At 66.5% G+C, this 15,146-nt stretch carries 14 protein-coding genes and 3 pseudogenes; 13 read left to right on the forward strand and 4 right to left on the reverse strand.

Annotated elements, in window-relative coordinates:
* Positions 1-12: 12 nt before the first annotated feature.
* From AC5Y4T_RS03310 to era, 8 genes and pseudogenes are all read left to right on the forward strand, one after another.
* On the forward strand, positions 13-861 hold the full coding sequence (locus AC5Y4T_RS03310; RefSeq protein WP_499915509.1) for a 16S rRNA (uracil(1498)-N(3))-methyltransferase: 849 nt from the start codon (positions 13-15) through the stop codon (positions 859-861).
* A 55-nt stretch (positions 862-916) separates the two neighbouring features.
* Positions 917-1,636: pseudogene (locus AC5Y4T_RS03315) on the forward strand (PhoH family protein); the annotation flags it as partial.
* 261 nt (positions 1,637-1,897) lie between these two features.
* Positions 1,898-2,446, forward strand: a pseudogene (locus tag AC5Y4T_RS03320) (LAGLIDADG family homing endonuclease); the annotation flags it as partial.
* A gap of 261 nt (positions 2,447-2,707) precedes the next feature.
* Positions 2,708-3,046 (forward strand): annotated as a pseudogene (locus AC5Y4T_RS03325) (PhoH family protein); the annotation flags it as partial.
* 20 nt (positions 3,047-3,066) lie between these two features.
* Positions 3,067-3,600 (forward strand): rRNA maturation RNase YbeY, encoded by a 534-nt coding sequence (ybeY, locus tag AC5Y4T_RS03330; protein WP_499915511.1) that lies wholly within the window; start codon positions 3,067-3,069, stop codon positions 3,598-3,600.
* Entirely contained in the window at positions 3,597-4,892 is a 1,296-nt protein-coding gene (locus AC5Y4T_RS03335) for a hypothetical protein (RefSeq protein WP_499915513.1), read from the forward strand. The genes ybeY and AC5Y4T_RS03335 overlap by 4 nt, the downstream gene beginning before the upstream one ends.
* Before the next feature lie 87 nt (positions 4,893-4,979).
* On the forward strand, positions 4,980-6,290 hold the full coding sequence (locus AC5Y4T_RS03340) for a hemolysin family protein (RefSeq protein WP_499915514.1): 1,311 nt from the start codon (positions 4,980-4,982) through the stop codon (positions 6,288-6,290).
* Positions 6,283-7,182, forward strand: a complete 900-nt coding sequence (gene era, locus AC5Y4T_RS03345) for a GTPase Era (protein WP_499915516.1) — start codon at positions 6,283-6,285, stop codon at positions 7,180-7,182. The genes AC5Y4T_RS03340 and era overlap by 8 nt, the downstream gene beginning before the upstream one ends.
* Here the strand turns inward: era and AC5Y4T_RS03350 are convergent.
* Positions 7,179-7,325 carry a hypothetical protein gene (locus AC5Y4T_RS03350; RefSeq protein ID WP_499916795.1) on the reverse strand — a complete coding sequence of 49 codons (147 nt, stop codon included), beginning with the start codon at positions 7,323-7,325 and terminating at the stop codon, positions 7,179-7,181. The two genes, era and AC5Y4T_RS03350, sit on opposite strands and share 4 nt — an antisense overlap.
* A 68-nt stretch (positions 7,326-7,393) precedes the next feature.
* Positions 7,394-8,884, reverse strand: a complete 1,491-nt coding sequence (locus AC5Y4T_RS03355; protein ID WP_499915518.1) for an amidase — start codon at positions 8,882-8,884, stop codon at positions 7,394-7,396.
* 61 nt (positions 8,885-8,945) lie between these two features.
* Here AC5Y4T_RS03355 and recO point away from each other — a divergent pair, with 61 nt between their 5' ends.
* The 3 genes from recO to AC5Y4T_RS03370 are packed head-to-tail and all read left to right on the forward strand — an operon-like array spanning position 8,946 to position 11,081.
* The gene (gene recO / locus AC5Y4T_RS03360) at positions 8,946-9,743 is read left to right on the forward strand and encodes a DNA repair protein RecO (protein ID WP_499915520.1); all 798 of its coding nucleotides are present in this window, start codon (positions 8,946-8,948) and stop codon (positions 9,741-9,743) included.
* Positions 9,736-10,653 (forward strand): decaprenyl diphosphate synthase, encoded by a 918-nt coding sequence (locus tag AC5Y4T_RS03365; protein ID WP_499915521.1) that lies wholly within the window; start codon positions 9,736-9,738, stop codon positions 10,651-10,653. The genes recO and AC5Y4T_RS03365 overlap by 8 nt, the downstream gene beginning before the upstream one ends.
* Positions 10,653-11,081, forward strand: a complete 429-nt coding sequence (locus AC5Y4T_RS03370) for a hypothetical protein (RefSeq protein ID WP_499915522.1) — start codon at positions 10,653-10,655, stop codon at positions 11,079-11,081. The genes AC5Y4T_RS03365 and AC5Y4T_RS03370 overlap by 1 nt, the downstream gene beginning before the upstream one ends.
* A gap of 4 nt (positions 11,082-11,085) precedes the next feature.
* Here AC5Y4T_RS03370 and AC5Y4T_RS03375 read toward each other — a convergent pair whose 3' ends face one another.
* Positions 11,086-11,481 (reverse strand): Fur family transcriptional regulator, encoded by a 396-nt coding sequence (locus AC5Y4T_RS03375; protein ID WP_499915524.1) that lies wholly within the window; start codon positions 11,479-11,481, stop codon positions 11,086-11,088.
* 49 nt (positions 11,482-11,530) lie between these two features.
* The gene (locus AC5Y4T_RS03380) at positions 11,531-11,959 is read right to left on the reverse strand and encodes an ArsR/SmtB family transcription factor (protein WP_499915525.1); all 429 of its coding nucleotides are present in this window, start codon (positions 11,957-11,959) and stop codon (positions 11,531-11,533) included.
* A 192-nt stretch (positions 11,960-12,151) separates the two neighbouring features.
* Between AC5Y4T_RS03380 and AC5Y4T_RS03385 the strand changes: the two genes are divergently transcribed.
* Positions 12,152-13,543 (forward strand): glycine--tRNA ligase, encoded by a 1,392-nt coding sequence (locus AC5Y4T_RS03385; protein WP_499916697.1) that lies wholly within the window; start codon positions 12,152-12,154, stop codon positions 13,541-13,543.
* 230 nt (positions 13,544-13,773) lie between these two features.
* On the forward strand, positions 13,774-15,003 hold the full coding sequence (locus AC5Y4T_RS03390) for a PPE family protein (protein ID WP_499915526.1): 1,230 nt from the start codon (positions 13,774-13,776) through the stop codon (positions 15,001-15,003).
* Positions 15,004-15,146: the final 143 nt, after the last annotated feature.

A 15,146-nucleotide genomic window follows, 5' to 3' on the forward strand; every position in this document is an offset into this window, starting at 1 on the left:
GGAAGCGCGCACATGGTCGCGACCCTGTTTTACCTCGACGATCTGCCCGAGCCCGGCTCGCTCGCCGTACTGGGCGGTGACGAGGGATTCCACGCCGCCACCGTGCGGCGGATCCGTCCCGGCGAGCGGCTCGTTCTCGGCGACGGCGCCGGAGCCCTGGCCCACTGCGAGGTGGAACATGCCGGGCGCGACGGGTTGCGGGCACGGGTGCTCGAGCGCTGGAGCGTCGCGCCGGGGTCCCCGCCGGTGACGGTGGTGCAGGCGCTGCCGAAGTCGGAGCGTTCGGAGCTGGCCATCGAGCTGGCCACCGAGGCCGGCGCCGACGCGTTCGTGGCGTGGCAGGCCGCCCGATGCGTGGCCAACTGGCAGGGCAATCGGGTCGAAAAGGGCTTGCGCCGATGGCGTGCCGTCGTCCGGTCGGCGGCCCGGCAATCCCGCCGGGCGCACATCCCGCCGGTCGACGGTGTGTTGTCCACCGGGGAGCTGACGCTGCGGATCCGCGACGAGGTGGCCGCCGGAGCGACGGCGCTGGCCTTGCACGAGTCGGCCACCGAACGACTCGCGGATATCGAGCTGGCACAAGCGAAATCGCTGCTGCTGCTGGTCGGTCCAGAAGGCGGGATCGCCGAGGACGAGATGGCGGCGTTGTCCGGCGCGGGCGCGGCGGCGGTGCGGCTCGGTCCCCAGGTGCTGCGGACGTCGACCGCCGCGGCGGTGGCCTTGGGCGCGCTCGGCGTGCTGACCCGGCGCTGGAATCAGCCCGGCGAGGTGCCGGCAAACGGCGTTTCGCAGCAGATTCGCGACACCGGCGCGCCGTCGAGTACGTTGCGCAACACTGACCAAACCGGGCCTTCGGCGTAGACTGAGACGGCCCAACAACCGCCGACAAGCCGAGAAAGCAGGCATCGAGAGCCACGTGACACCCCGCGAGACCAGCGCTGCTGACGCAGCCGGAGCCGTCCCGGACTCTGCTCAGGTTCGCAGCAGCATCGATGTTCCGCCCGATGTCGTGATGGGCTTGTTGGGTTCGGCGGACCAGAACCTGCGGGCCCTGGAGCGCAGCCTGAATGCCGACCTGCACGTGCGCGGCAACGCGGTCACCCTCGCCGGCGAGCCCGCCGACGTCGCGCTCGCCGAGCGGGTGATCTCCGAACTGGTGGCCATCGTTGCGGGCGGTCAGCCGCTGACCCCGGAGGTGGTTCGGCACAGCGTCGCCATGCTGGCCGGCACCGACAACGAGTCACCGGCCGAAGTGCTGACGCTGGACGTGTTGTCGCGGCGCGGGAAGACGATCCGGCCCAAGACGCTCAACCAGAAGCGCTACGTCGACGCCATCGACGCCAACACCATCGTCTTCGGGGTCGGCCCGGCCGGCACCGGCAAGACGTATCTGGCAATGGCCAAGGCGGTCAACGCCCTGCAGACCAAACAGGTCAGCCGCATCATCTTGACCCGCCCCGCCGTGGAAGCCGGTGAGCGCCTTGGCTTTCTGCCCGGCACGCTCAGCGAGAAGATCGATCCGTATCTGCGGCCGTTGTATGACGCCCTGTACGACATGATGGACCCCGAACTGATCCCCAAGCTGATGTCGGCCGGAGTCATCGAGGTGGCGCCGCTGGCGTACATGCGCGGGCGAGCTCAACCGGTGTTCACCAAAGTGTTGACTCCGAACGGTTTTCAACCGATCGGTCAACTGCGGGTAGGGGATTTCGTGATCGGTTCTGATGGCCGACCCACGGAGGTTTTGGGTGTTTATCCGCAGGGCTTCAAGGAAATCTATCGGGTTTCAACGCAAGATGGTTCCTCGACGCTCGCATCCGGTGATCATCTTTGGTCGGTCTACACACGATCAGACAGGCGGCGTAACAGGCCTGCCCGTGTGCTCCAAACGAAGGAGATGATCGGCAACCTTCGTGCCGCTCACTATCACCGCTACGAGTTGCCGCTGTTGAGTTCGCCGGCGAATTTCGAAACCCGACCCGTGCCCCTCGATCCGTATGCTCTGGGTCTGCTGCTAGGTGACGGGTGCCTCACGTGCGCAACGACGCCCTCGTTCGCGACGACGGACCCCGAACTTGCCGAATCCCTCGAACGTCTGATTCCCGGCATCGAAGTACGACGCAAGTCGGCTGTGGATTACATCCTGAACCGGTGTCGTCACGAAATTGCCGGCCGAGAGAACCCAGTTACCAGCGCTCTTCGCCAGCTGGGTCTAGCCGGTAAGCGGTCCTCCACGAAATTTATTCCTCGGGATTACCTCATCAACTCGCCCGATGTGCGGCTGGCTTTGTTGCAAGGGCTCCTTGACTCGGATGGAGGCCCGGTCACCCAGCAGGGACGAACATGCCGGGTCCAATTCACCACGGTGTCGGCTCGGCTCCGCGATGATGTGGTGTTCCTGATTCAGTCACTCGGCGGGGTCGTTTACTGGCGCACCAGACGTGCCGACGGGCGAAAGTCCGGACTTGCTCGAGGTAGGCAGGTGCATCACCGCTCGGACGCATACATCCTGGACCTCCGGCTTCCGGACGGGCTTATGCCATTCCGGCTGGCCCGTAAGGCCGCGAAATATGACCTGACCGGTGGCGGTCGGCCCATACGTTTCGTCGATCGGATCGAACCGGCGGGCACCGAGGAGGCAGTGTGCATCCAGGTCGCAGCCGCAGATTCGCTGTATGTCACCGAAGATTTCTTGCTGACGCATAACACCTTGAACTCCGCGTTCATCGTGCTCGACGAGGCGCAGAACACCACCGCCGAGCAGATGAAGATGTTCCTCACCCGACTCGGCTTCGGCTCGAAGATCGTTGTCACCGGTGACATCACGCAGGTCGACCTTCCGGGCGGCGCCAAGTCGGGCCTGCGCTCGGCGATGGAAATCCTGGACAGCGTGGATGACATCCATGTCGCGGAGCTGACCAGTGTGGATGTGGTCCGCCACCGCCTGGTCTCCGAGATCGTCGACGCCTATGCGAAGTTTGAAGAGCCCGGCCTGACGATGAACCGGGCGTCGCGGCGGGCGGCGGGCTCGCGTGGTCGTCGATGATGGTGCGGTGAGTGGGTTCTATGAGCATTGAGGTATCCAACGAATCGGGTATCGACGTCTCTGAGGCCGAACTGATCAGCGTCGCGCGGTTCGTCATCGCCAAGATGGACGTCAACCCGGCTGCCGAGCTGTCGATGGTGCTGCTGGACACCGCAGCAATGGCCGACCTGCACATGCGCTGGATGGACCTGCCCGGCCCGACCGACGTGATGAGCTTCCCGATGGACGAGCTCGAGCCCGGTGGGCGACCGGACGCCCCCGAGCCGGGTCCCTCGATGCTGGGCGACATCGTGCTGTGCCCGGAATTCGCGGCCGGTCAGGCCGCCTCGGCGGGCCACAGTCTGGGGCACGAGCTGGCGCTGCTGGCCATCCACGGCGTGCTTCATCTGATCGGCTACGACCATGCCGAGCCGGACGAGGAGAAAGAGATGTTCGCCTTGCAGGACCGGCTGCTCGAAGAATGGGTCGCCGATCAGGTCGAGGCCTACCATCAGGACCGCCAACAGGAGCGGGACCGCCAATTGCTCGACGAATCAAGGTATTTCGACAATTGAGGTCACTCAAGATTCTAGCGGCAGCCGCCATCGCGTTCGCACCGTTGCCGGTGTGGGTCACCACCGACACCGAGGCGCGGGCGGCCCCGTGCGCGGGTGCGGGATCGAACCCCGTTGCCTGCGAGCACTGCATGTTCTACGTGAACGCCTACCACACGGCGAACGTGTGCAACGAGGACCGTCACGGCGTGCAAGGGCCCCCGAGCAACGCGCCCTCACCGGTTCCGCACGTCCCCGTTCCGGTTTACGAGCCGCCCCCCCTCCCGTCGCCGGTGGAGGGCCCGCTGGTACTCCCGCCGCCGAATTCCGGTCAGAACCCCGTCCCGGTGGTGGAGATCAATCCGCCTGGCCCGGACGCACCACGCAATGCCCCGGTGGTGGCGCCCCCACGGGGGCTGGATGCGCCGTCGCTGGCGATCGCGGCGGCCAAGGCCGCACCGCCGACGCGAGTCGACCCCGCCAACCCGCCGAAGCCGCCCACCCCGGCTGATTTCAACCAGCAGGTGCAGAACGTCGTGACGTCGCACCGGGACAACGTCGACATCCTCAAGGTTGACGATCAGAAGTTCATCCGGCCGCGCCACTGGGACTATCTCGACTACGACGACGCCTACCGCCGTCCGACGATCTACAACCCGCTCAGTCAGCCGGTTACGTTCCGCTACTTCTACAACGGCGCCTACCAGGAGGCGTATTTGCCGCGCGGAGCGCGCATGGTGCTCGACGCCAGCACCGTCGGCGTCGTCCCGTTCACCGCGGTCAGCGACAGCTACGTCGCGGCGGGCAGCTTCTACGGCGGGGGTTCGATACCGCCGAACGAACCCAACGGCGCGACGGCACCGGACCGCAAGCCGGCGCCGCCGAAGCTCTACGAGAACGTCACGGTGTCCGTTCCCGCCAAGGGCGAGATCGTCGAAGTGGGCCACGTGGCGGTGGTGGGTCACGACGGCGGCCAGCCCGCGGGCGGCCAGGACACCTTCCTGCTCGACGACTCCACGCTGGCCTGGGGGCAAATCGACAACTCCAGCAGCGCCCCCGCCCAGATCAGGGTGATCAAGACCCAGCCGACCCCGGGCGTCGGGCCGACCGACGACGGCAGCTTCTTGGTGTTGCTGGCCGTCCACCACCAGGAGCCCGGCCTGCCCCACCAATCCGGGTGGACCCTGCCGCTGCGCTTCGGCGGGTTTGCGGTAGTGGTGGGCCTGATCGCCTGGCTGCTCAACCGCCGGAATCGCAGCGAGGAGCAAAGAGCTGAGGAGCAGAAGGCTGAGGAGCAAAAGGCTGACACCTAGCGCGCGCCGGTCTGGGCACCGGCAAACCGCCATGCCGCGGGTCAAAGCCACAGGGGAGTCAGTGACCAAGTCGAGGTATGTCAACAATTGACGGGCTGGTCTGAGCTGCTCGGTGCAGTCGCACTGATCGCCCTGGGCGGGCTATTCGCGGCGATCGACGCGGCCATCAGCACGGTGTCGCTGGCCCGGGTTCAGGAGTTGGTGCGCGACGAGCGGCCCGGCGCGGTGGCGTTGTCCAAGGTGATGTCGGAACGGCCGCGCTACATCAACCTGGTGGTGCTGCTGCGGATCGCCTGCGAGATCACGGCGACCGTACTGCTGGTGGTGTTTCTCTACGACAACTTCGGGCTGAAGTGGGGATTGTTCGGCGCGGCCGCCATCATGGTGGTGACCAGCTTCGTCGTCATGGGGGTGGGGCCACGCACCCTCGGCCGGCAGAACGCCTACTCCATCGCGCTGACGACAGTGCTTCCGCTGCAAGCGATCTCGTGGCTGCTGATGCCGATCAGCCGGTTGCTGGTGGTGCTGGGTAACGCGGTGACTCCGGGCCGCGGCCTGCGGAACGGGCCGTTCGCCTCGGAGATCGAACTGCGCGAAGTCGTCGATCTGGCCCAGCAGCGGGGCGTGGTCGCGGCCGAAGAGCGCAGGATGATCCAGTCGGTCTTCGAACTCGGTGACACCCCGGCCCGCGAGGTGATGGTGCCGCGCACCGAGATGATCTGGATCGAAAGCGACAAGTTCGCCAGCCAGGCCATCAACTTGGCGGTGCGCAGCGGCCATTCCCGCATCCCGGTGATCGGCGAGAACGTCGATGACATCGTTGGCGTCGTGTATTTGAAAGACCTTGTCCAGCAGACGGTTCTGTCTGGCGACGGCGGCCGGACCCCGCCGGTGTCGAAGGTGATGCGTCCGGCGGTCTTCGTGCCGGACTCCAAACCTCTGGACTCGCTGCTGCGCGAAATGCAGCGCGACCGCAACCACATGGCTCTTCTCGTCGACGAGTACGGCGCGATCGCCGGCCTGGTCAGTATCGAGGACGTGCTGGAGGAAATCGTCGGTGAGATCGCCGACGAGTACGACGAGGCGGAGACGGCGCCGGTCGAAGACCTGGGCGACAAGCGCTTCCGGGTTTCAGCGCGGTTGCCGATCGAAGACCTGGGCGAGCTGTATGACGTGGAGTTCGACGACGATCTCGACGTCGACACCGTGGGCGGCTTGCTCGCACTGGAATTGGGCCGGGTACCGCTGCCGGGCGCCGAGGTCGTTTCGCACGGCCTGCGGCTACGGGCCGAAGGCGGCGCCGATCACCGCGGGCGGGTGCGGATCAGCACCGTGCTGCTCAGCCCGGTCGACCCAGGCGATTCATCCAATGGCGAGGAACCCGGGCAGCATGACTGAATTCCGTTCCGGCTTCGTATGTTTGGTGGGCCGCCCCAACACCGGGAAATCGACGCTGACGAACGCGCTCGTCGGGAGCAAGGTCGCGATCACCTCGATGCGGCCACAGACCACCCGGCACACCATCCGCGGCATCGTGCATCGAGACGACTTTCAGATCATCCTGGTCGACACGCCGGGCCTGCACCGCCCGCGCACGCTGCTGGGCCAGCGGTTGAACGACCTTGTGCGCGACACCTATTCCGAAGTCGACGTGATCGGGCTGTGCATTCCGGCCGACGAAGCGATCGGTCCGGGGGACCGTTGGATCGTCGAACAGATCCGTTCGACCGCGCCGAGGACGACTCTGGTCGCGATCGTCACCAAGATCGACAAGACGCCCAGAGACCGGGTAGCCGCGCAGCTGGTGGCGGTCAGCGAGTTGGTCGGTGACTCCGCCGAGATTGTCCCGGTGTCGGCGCTGACCGGGGCGCAGGTCGACATCTTGATCGACGTGCTGGCCGCCGCTTTGCCGCCCGGGCCGGCGTACTACCCCGACGGTGAGCTGACCGACGAACCCGAAGAAGTCCTGATGGCCGAGCTCATTCGCGAGGCCGCGCTCGAAGGCGTTCGTGACGAGCTGCCGCACTCGTTGGCGGTGGTCATCGACGAGGTCAATCCGCGGGCGGACCGTGACGACCTGATCGACGTCCACGCCCTGCTCTACGTCGAACGCGACAGCCAGAAGGGGATCGTCATCGGCAAGGGTGGCGCCCGGCTGCGCGAGGTCGGGACCGCCGCGCGCGCCCAGATCGAGAAGCTGCTGGGTACCAAGGTTTACCTCGACCTGCGGGTCAAGGTCGCCAAGAATTGGCAGAGCGACCCCAAACAGCTTGGCCGACTTGGGTTTTAGGGTTCACATCCGACCAGCGCGTGGACCATGTGAGTGTCGGTGCGCACGCTCATGTCGCGGTGACCCGGCGGTGTAAACCCGTAGCGATTCTTGGCCCGACAATCGGCCAGCGCATCGAGCAGGGGAGCGGTCGACTGGTCCATCGCCAACGGATACCCCCGCTGGCGGCGGCTAATTCGCGGCGACACCTGCGAAAACGCGCCCTGGCACGTCAGCCGTTGGTTGCGGAGGCGCCGGGAGCGTCTGTGGTCTGGTCCCACCACGACTGCGGCTGTTGGCTAACCCATCCGCAGACGGCTTCCAGCTCGGCGGCCAGCGAAATCAGCATGCCCTCGCTGTTCGCCGGACCCATCAGCTGCACACCGATCGGCAAGCCGTCGGAGGTGAAGCCGGCCGGAACGTTGATCGACGGCCAGCCCAGGACGTTCCACGGGAACGTCAGCGGGCACGCCGCGATCATGGCGCGGTCGGTGCCGAAGCCGCTCAGCCGGTCGAAGGCGCGCGCCAGTGGCGGCGGTTGGGCGGTGGTCGGCGCCAACACGACGTCGACGATGTCGAAGATCGAACCCACCCGCCGCTGGTCTTCCACTTCGTGGCGGCGCGCACTGCGCAAGATCGCCTGTCCCAGTACGGCGCCCAAGCGCAGATTGGACAGAGTGCGGGGATCCAGCACGACACCGTCGCCCAGCCGCTCCTCCCAGTCCCGCAAGCCCGAGGTGGACCGGGCGAGAAAGTCCCAGGACAGCCGCACGCCGTAGTCCGGGTTGCCGGACACCACGGTATGGCCGAGCAGTTCGAGTTGCTTGCCGACGACTCGTGTCGCGGCCAGGATCTCCGGGTGCAGCTTCGGCCGGAAGCCGGTGAACGGGAAGCGGGTGGACAGCGCGATGTTCAGCGGGCCGGGCGCTTTGCCCACGTAGTCGGACGCGGTAATCCGCGGCGGCTTGTGCCGGTCGCCGTTGACGTTGCCGGACGCGGCGTCGAGCACCAACGCCGCATCGGCCACGGTCCTGGCCAGCACGCCGTTGACCGTGATGCCGTTGAACGCCTCCGGCAACGGCCAGGTCGAGATGCGTCCACGCTGCGGCTTGATGCCCACCAGATGCGTCCACGCCGCCGGGATGCGGATGCTGCCGGCGCCGTCGGAGCCGATCGCGGCGGTGACCAGGCCCGCCGCCACCGCCGCGGCACTGCCGCCCGACGATCCGCCGGGGGTGTGCCGGCGCGACCACGGGTTGCGGGTATGCCCGAAGCCGGGCCCGCTGGTGAACGGCCATTGGCCGAGCTCGCAGGTGTTGGTCTTGCCGACGATGACGGCACCGGCCGCTTTGAGACGGCGCACCACCTCGGCGTCGTGCGTGGCCTTCGGGACCGACCCCTCGGTCCCGAAGGCGGTGGGCACCCCGGCAACGTCGACGTCGTCTTTCACGGCGATCGGGATCCCCAGGAGGGGGGCGGTGTCCCCGGCCGCGCGCCGCCGGTCGGCTTCCGCGGCGTCGGCCAGCGCCGACTCGGTGAGCACCACCCGGAAGGCGTTCAGTGTGGGCTGGCTGGCGTGAATGGCGTGCAGGGAGCGACCCACCAGGGTGGTGGATGTCACCGAGCGGCTGGCCAGCTGATAGAGCAGGTCAGTGAGTGTGGGCAGGCGCCGGTGGCCCGATCCGGAAATGGACCCGGAACCCAACCCCGAAGCGCCGATCACGGGGTACGAGACTAACGGCGCGGATACCCGTAATGTCGCGGCGGGGTGCAAAACTATTGTGATGCGGCTATACCGAGACCGAGCTGTTGTGTTGCGCCAGCACAAGCTCGGCGAAGCCGACCGGATCGTCACCTTGCTTACTCGTGATCATGGACTGGTCCGCGCGGTCGCCAAGGGCGTGCGCCGCACCCGCAGCAAATTCGGTGCCCGGCTGGAGCCGTTCGCGCACATCGACGTGCAACTACATCCCGGCCGCAACCTCGACATCGTCACCCAGGTCGTCTCCATCGACGCGTTCGCCACCGACATCGTCAACGACTACGGCCGTTACACCTGTGGCTGCGCCATGCTGGAAACCGCCGAGCGCCTCGCCGGCGAGGAGCGGGCGCCCGCCCCGGCCCTGCACGGGCTCACGGTGAGCGCGTTGCGGGCGGTGGCCGACGGCCGCCGGTCCAGGGGCCTCCTTCTGGACGCCTACCTGTTGCGCGCGATGGGCATCGCCGGATGGGCACCGGCGCTGGGCGAGTGCGCCCGGTGCGCCACGCCCGGCCCACACCGGGCATTTCACGTCGGCGCCGGCGGTAGCGTCTGCACGCACTGCCGCCCGGCCGGTTCGACGACGCCGCCCCCGGGGGTGCTGGACCTGATGTCCGCGCTCCACGACGGCGATTGGGACTTCGCCGAAAAAACGCCGCAATCGCACCGCAACTACGTCAGCGGCCTGGTGGCCGCGCACCTGCAGTGGCATTTGGAGCGCCAGCTCAAGACGCTGCCGCTCGTGGAACGGACGTATCACGTCGATCGCACCATCGCCGACCAGCGCGCGGCGCTGATCGGGCAGGATATGGACTGTGGCTAAACTCTGGGCCGGCGGCTCGGGTCGAAAGTCCGAGTCCGCCACGGCGTCAGCCGATTTCCCGCAGCTGCCCCCCGCTCCGGACGACTATCCGGTGTTTCCCGACAAGTCGACCTGGCCGGTCGTCTTTCCGGACCTGCCGCCGGCCCCCGACGGGGGGCCGTGCCGGCCACCGCAGCACATCTCCAAGGCGGCACCGCCCAGAATCGAGGCCGCCCGACTGCCCAATCATGTGGCCATCGTGATGGACGGCAACGGCCGCTGGGCCACCCAGCAGGGCCTGACCCGCACCGACGGCCATAAGGCGGGCGAGGCGGTAGTCATCGACATCGTCTGCGGTGCAATCGAACTCGGCATCAAATGGCTCAGCCTTTACGCCTTCTCCACGGAGAACTGGAAGCGTTCCCCCGAGGAGGTCCGCTTCCTGATGGGGTTCAACCGCGACGTGGTGCGCATGCGCCGCGTGAATCTGAAGACCATCGGGGTCAAGATCCGGTGGGTGGGTTCGCGGCCGCGCCTGTGGCGCAGCGTGATCAAGGAGTTGGCCATCGCGGAGGATATGACGAAGGACAACGACGTCATCACCGTGAACTACTGCGTCAACTACGGCGGGCGCGCCGAAATCGCCGACGCCACAAAGGAAATCGCGCGCCTGGCGGCCGCGGGCAGACTGAACCCCGAGCGCATCACCGAGTCAACCGTGACGCAGCACCTGCAGCGACCCGACATTCCCGACGTGGACTTGTTTTTGCGAACCTCGGGGGAGCACCGGTCCAGCAACTTCATGCTGTGGCAGGCGGCCTACGCCGAGTACGTATTTCAGGACAAGCTGTGGCCCGACTACGACCGCCGCGACCTATGGGCGGCGTGTGAGGAATACGCTTCTCGTAACCGCAGATTCGGGAGCGCATAATGCCGTCGTTGCAGGAACGCCTGGCTTCGATACTCGGCGACGTCCTTCCCCTCGAGGAGGAGCCGGACGGCGCGGTGACGGTGCGCCACGACGGCACCATCGCCTCGTTGCGCGTGGTGAACATCGCCGAGGGCCTCGATTTGGTGTCGCTCACCCAGATCCTGGCGTGGGATCTGCCGCTCACCAAGAAGGTCGGCGAGCAGGTGGCCGCGCAGGCGCGCGACAGCAATTTCGGCAGCGTGACCCTGATCGAGAAGCTCAATGAGAAGGCTGTGCAACGTAATTCGAGCAAGCGCGCGTCGAAAACCGCCGACGTGATGCTGCGCTACAACTTTCCCGGCGGCGGCCTGACCGACGATGCCCTGCGGACGCTGATCCTGTTGGTGCTGGACACCGGCGCCGGGATACGCCGGACACTGATGGCGTAGTCGGCTATCGGCCGTTGCAATCCGAACAGGTACCGAAGATTTCGATCGTGTGGCTGACGTTTGAGAAACCATGTTTGGCGGCCACTTCCGCCGCCCACTCCTCGACCTCGTGATCGCCCACCTCGATGGTGGCGCCGCAGCTGCGGCAGACCAGGTGGTGGTGATGGTGCTCGGAACACCTGCGGTAGACCGACTCACCGGTGTCGGTGCGCAGCGTGTCGATCATTCCGGCCGTGGCCATCGACTGCAGCGTCCGGTAAACGGTGGTCAGGCCGATGTTCTCGCCGCGGCGGCGCAGCTCGTCATGCAGCTCTTGGGCCGAGCGGAACTCGTCGAGCGTCTCCAGCAGCGTGGAGATGGCCGCACGCTGCCGGGTGGAGCGGACGCTGACCCCGCTCATTGGCGCCACTCCTTCTCATTGCTTCGCGCTGCATCGTCGCTGGCGCGGGTCATTGGCGCGGTTCCTCACTGGCGTGCGCGACGGCGTCCACCACGATGTGCGCGAGGTGATGATCGGCGAGCCGATACAGCACCTCGCGGCCGGATCGCTCCCCGGCGACCACGCCGGCGGCCTTGAGAATCTTCAGATGCTGGCTGACCAGCGGCTGGGGCACGCCGAGCGCATCGACCAGCTCGTGGACGCAGCGATGGGACTCGCGCAATTGCAACACGATGGCGATACGCACGGGCGCTGCCAACGCACGCAACAGCTCACCGGCGGCATCGAGGATGTCCCGCGGCGGCGGCACGGGGTAGGCGGCCGAACCGGAGTGCCCACCGGCGCCGAGCGCGTCGGGGTCGTGGCCGACCACGCCCAGGTCGGCGTCGCCGTCGTCGGCGGCCGGCATCGAGGCAGAAGGTGACGGGGACGTCATCATGGGAGCGGCATCACCTCGAGAAGTGCCAGGTAGTGGGAAAAGTATCCGCCATTGAATGTCGTTATCGGCTGCCATCCACTGTCACATGCATGATGACGCATGTCAAAGACCGTCGCGTCGATCGTTACCATGACTGATGCTCTGCGCACCGGGGTTGATCCCCGCGTGTGCCCATCCAACCCCGGAAAGGGAGTGCACCGCCCCGTGGCGTCCGTCATCGACACCGTAGTGAACCTGGCCAAACGGCGCGGCTTCGTGTTTCCCTCCGGGGAGATCTACGGCGGCACCCGGTCGGCGTGGGACTACGGTCCGCTGGGGGTGGAGTTCAAGGAGAACATCAAGCGGCAGTGGTGGCGCTCGGTGGTCAGCGGTCGCGACGACGTCGTGGGCCTGGATTCATCGATCATCTTGCCGCGGCAGGTGTGGGTCGCCTCCGGCCACGTCGAGGTCTTCCACGACCCGCTGGTCGAGTCGTTGATCACCCACAAGCGCTATCGCGCCGACCATCTCATCGAGGCCTACGAGGCCAAACACGGGCACCCGCCGCCCAACGGCCTAGCCGATATCCGCGACCCAGAGACCGGCGAGCCGGGTCAGTGGACCGAGCCCCGCGAGTTCAACATGATGCTCAAGACCTACCTGGGTCCGATCGAGACCGAGGAAGGCCTGCACTATTTGCGCCCGGAGACCGCGCAGGGCATCTTCGTCAACTTCGCCAACGTGGTGACGACCGCGCGCAAGAAGCCGCCGTTCGGTATCGGCCAGATCGGCAAGAGTTTTCGCAACGAGATCACCCCGGGCAACTTCATTTTCCGGACCCGTGAGTTCGAACAAATGGAAATGGAGTTCTTCGTCGAGCCATCGACCGCGAAGGAATGGCATCAATACTGGATCGATGCCCGGCTGCAATGGTATGTCGAGCTGGGCATCGACCCGGAGAACTTGCGGTTATTTGAACATCCGGCCGACAAGCTGTCGCACTACTCCGATCGCACCGTCGATATCGAGTACAAGTTCGGTTTCGCCGGTAATCCCTGGGGCGAGCTGGAAGGTGTCGCCAACCGCACCGATTTCGACTTGTCGACGCACGCAAAGCATTCCGGCGTGGACCTGTCGTTCTACGACCAGGTCACCGACACCCGGTACACGCCGTATGTCATCGAGCCGGCCGCCGGCCTGACGCGGTCGTTCATGGCGTTCTTGATCGACGCGTACGTGGAGGACGAAGCCCCGAATGCCAAGGGCAAGATGGAGAAACGCACGGTGCTGCGGCTCGACCCGCGCCTGTCTCCGGTCAAGGCTGCGGTGCTTCCGCTGTCCCGCCACGCCGACTTGAGCCCCAAAGCGCGAGACTTAGCCGCCGAGTTACGCAAATCGTGGAATATCGATTTCGACGATGCCGGCGCGATCGGGCGACGTTACCGGCGCCAGGACGAGATCGGCACACCGTTCTGCGTGACGGTGGATTTCGACTCACTCGAGGACAACGCCGTGACCGTGCGCCAGCGCGACGACATGTCCCAGGAACGGGTCGCGATGAATGCCGTCTCCGAGTATTTGGCGGTGCGCCTCAAGGGCTGTTGATCGTGTCGTCTTTGACGATTTCTGTTCGGCGCAACGGGTCGTCGCGCCAGCGTGGCGATGCGTCGTCACTGGCGCCGGGTGTCGCGAAATAAGGTTGTATAAGATTCGGCCTTTCCCGCATGGGTGCCTTAAGATCCCCTACTGGGCAAAAGTTTGGTGGCTAATGGCCGCGGGTGGACATCGAGCCGCCCAGGGCAGCGGCCGTTGACTCGGTCGGTTGGGGTTTGCGATTGATTCCCGCGTTTGTGTTCTTCCCTCCCGAGATCAACTCGGCCTTGATAGTTGGCGGTCCGGGGGCCGGACCCCTGTTCGAGGCGGCCTCGGCGTGGGATGGGCTGGCCGCCGAGCTGTCCTCCTCGGCATCGTCGTTCAACACCGTGATTTCGGATCTGGCCAGCGGTCCCTGGCTGGGCCCGTCGTCGACGTCGATGACCGCGGCCGCGGCCCCGTACGTGGAATGGCTGCTCCTTGCTGCGGCACAGGCAGAGGTGGCGGCACTGCAGGCCCGGATGGCGGCCCTGGCTTACGAGGGGGCTCTGGTGGCGACGGTGCCGCTGCCGGCGGTGCTGGCGAACCGGACCCGGCTGCTCGTCTTGATAGCGACGAACTTTTTGGGCGTGAACACCGCGGCGATCGCGCAGACCGAGCTCGAGTATGTCGAGATGTGGGCGCAGGATGTGGCCGCGATGTTGGGCTATCAGGCCGGGGCGCAATCAATGGCCCAGGCATTGCCGAATTTCGGCGTGCCACCCGCGGCCCTCGGGGAGGGCGCACCGTCCGCGGATGTGGCGGACCTGGCCGGATTGGTGACCGCACCCCTGAATTTTGCGTCGCAGTTCTTCCAGGGCTTGTCCTCGCTGGGCACCGCGTTCACCTCCCAGCTGCAGTCGGTGTTTTCGGCGCTCTCGCCGGCAATCTCGTCCTTGACGTCGCTGCTTTCGTCGACGCCGGTGGCCGGATTGACGACCGCCGCGCAGGCCGCGGCCTACCCGGCAACCGCGTTGATGACGCCCATGGCGACGCTCGCGCAAAGCGCCGGCCCGGCGGCGGCACCCACGCCGACGCCGTCGCCGGCGCCGGCGTTTGCCGGTGCCACCAGCGTCCCCCTCAGCGCGCCCCATAGCGCGGGTAGCGCGTTAACCGACCTGCAGCCGTTGGCCGGTGGGGGGTTGGGCGCCCTGGGCGTTGCGACGGCGGGGCTGGGCGGCGCGCGATTCGTCGGGGCGTTGTCGGTGCCCGCCGAGTGGGAAGGGTCGATGCCGGCTTACATCGCCGCTCCTGCGATGTCGGGTGTGGGCTCTGGCGCGCCGGTTGGGGCGGCAGCCGCGGGGTCGGGCAACGGCGCGCCGATGGCGGCGATGCCCGTGGACGAGAAGCGCCCCAAGGGTGAGGACCGCGGGACCAGGGCGCAGGTGGTGAGGTCTCGTCCCAAAGTGGTTCCACGCGGCCGGGGCGGATAACGCGACGGTGCTGCTGTTGCAGGCGTGGATATTGTGCAAAGCGGCGAGAATATGCATTCTTGGATTTGTCAACATGCGCCGCAACGTGCATTGCGTCGCGACGCGGAAATCGTCTGACGTTCCTAGCAAAATCGGCAACTCCG

Source organism: Mycobacterium sp. NGS11 (genome assembly GCF_059813315.1).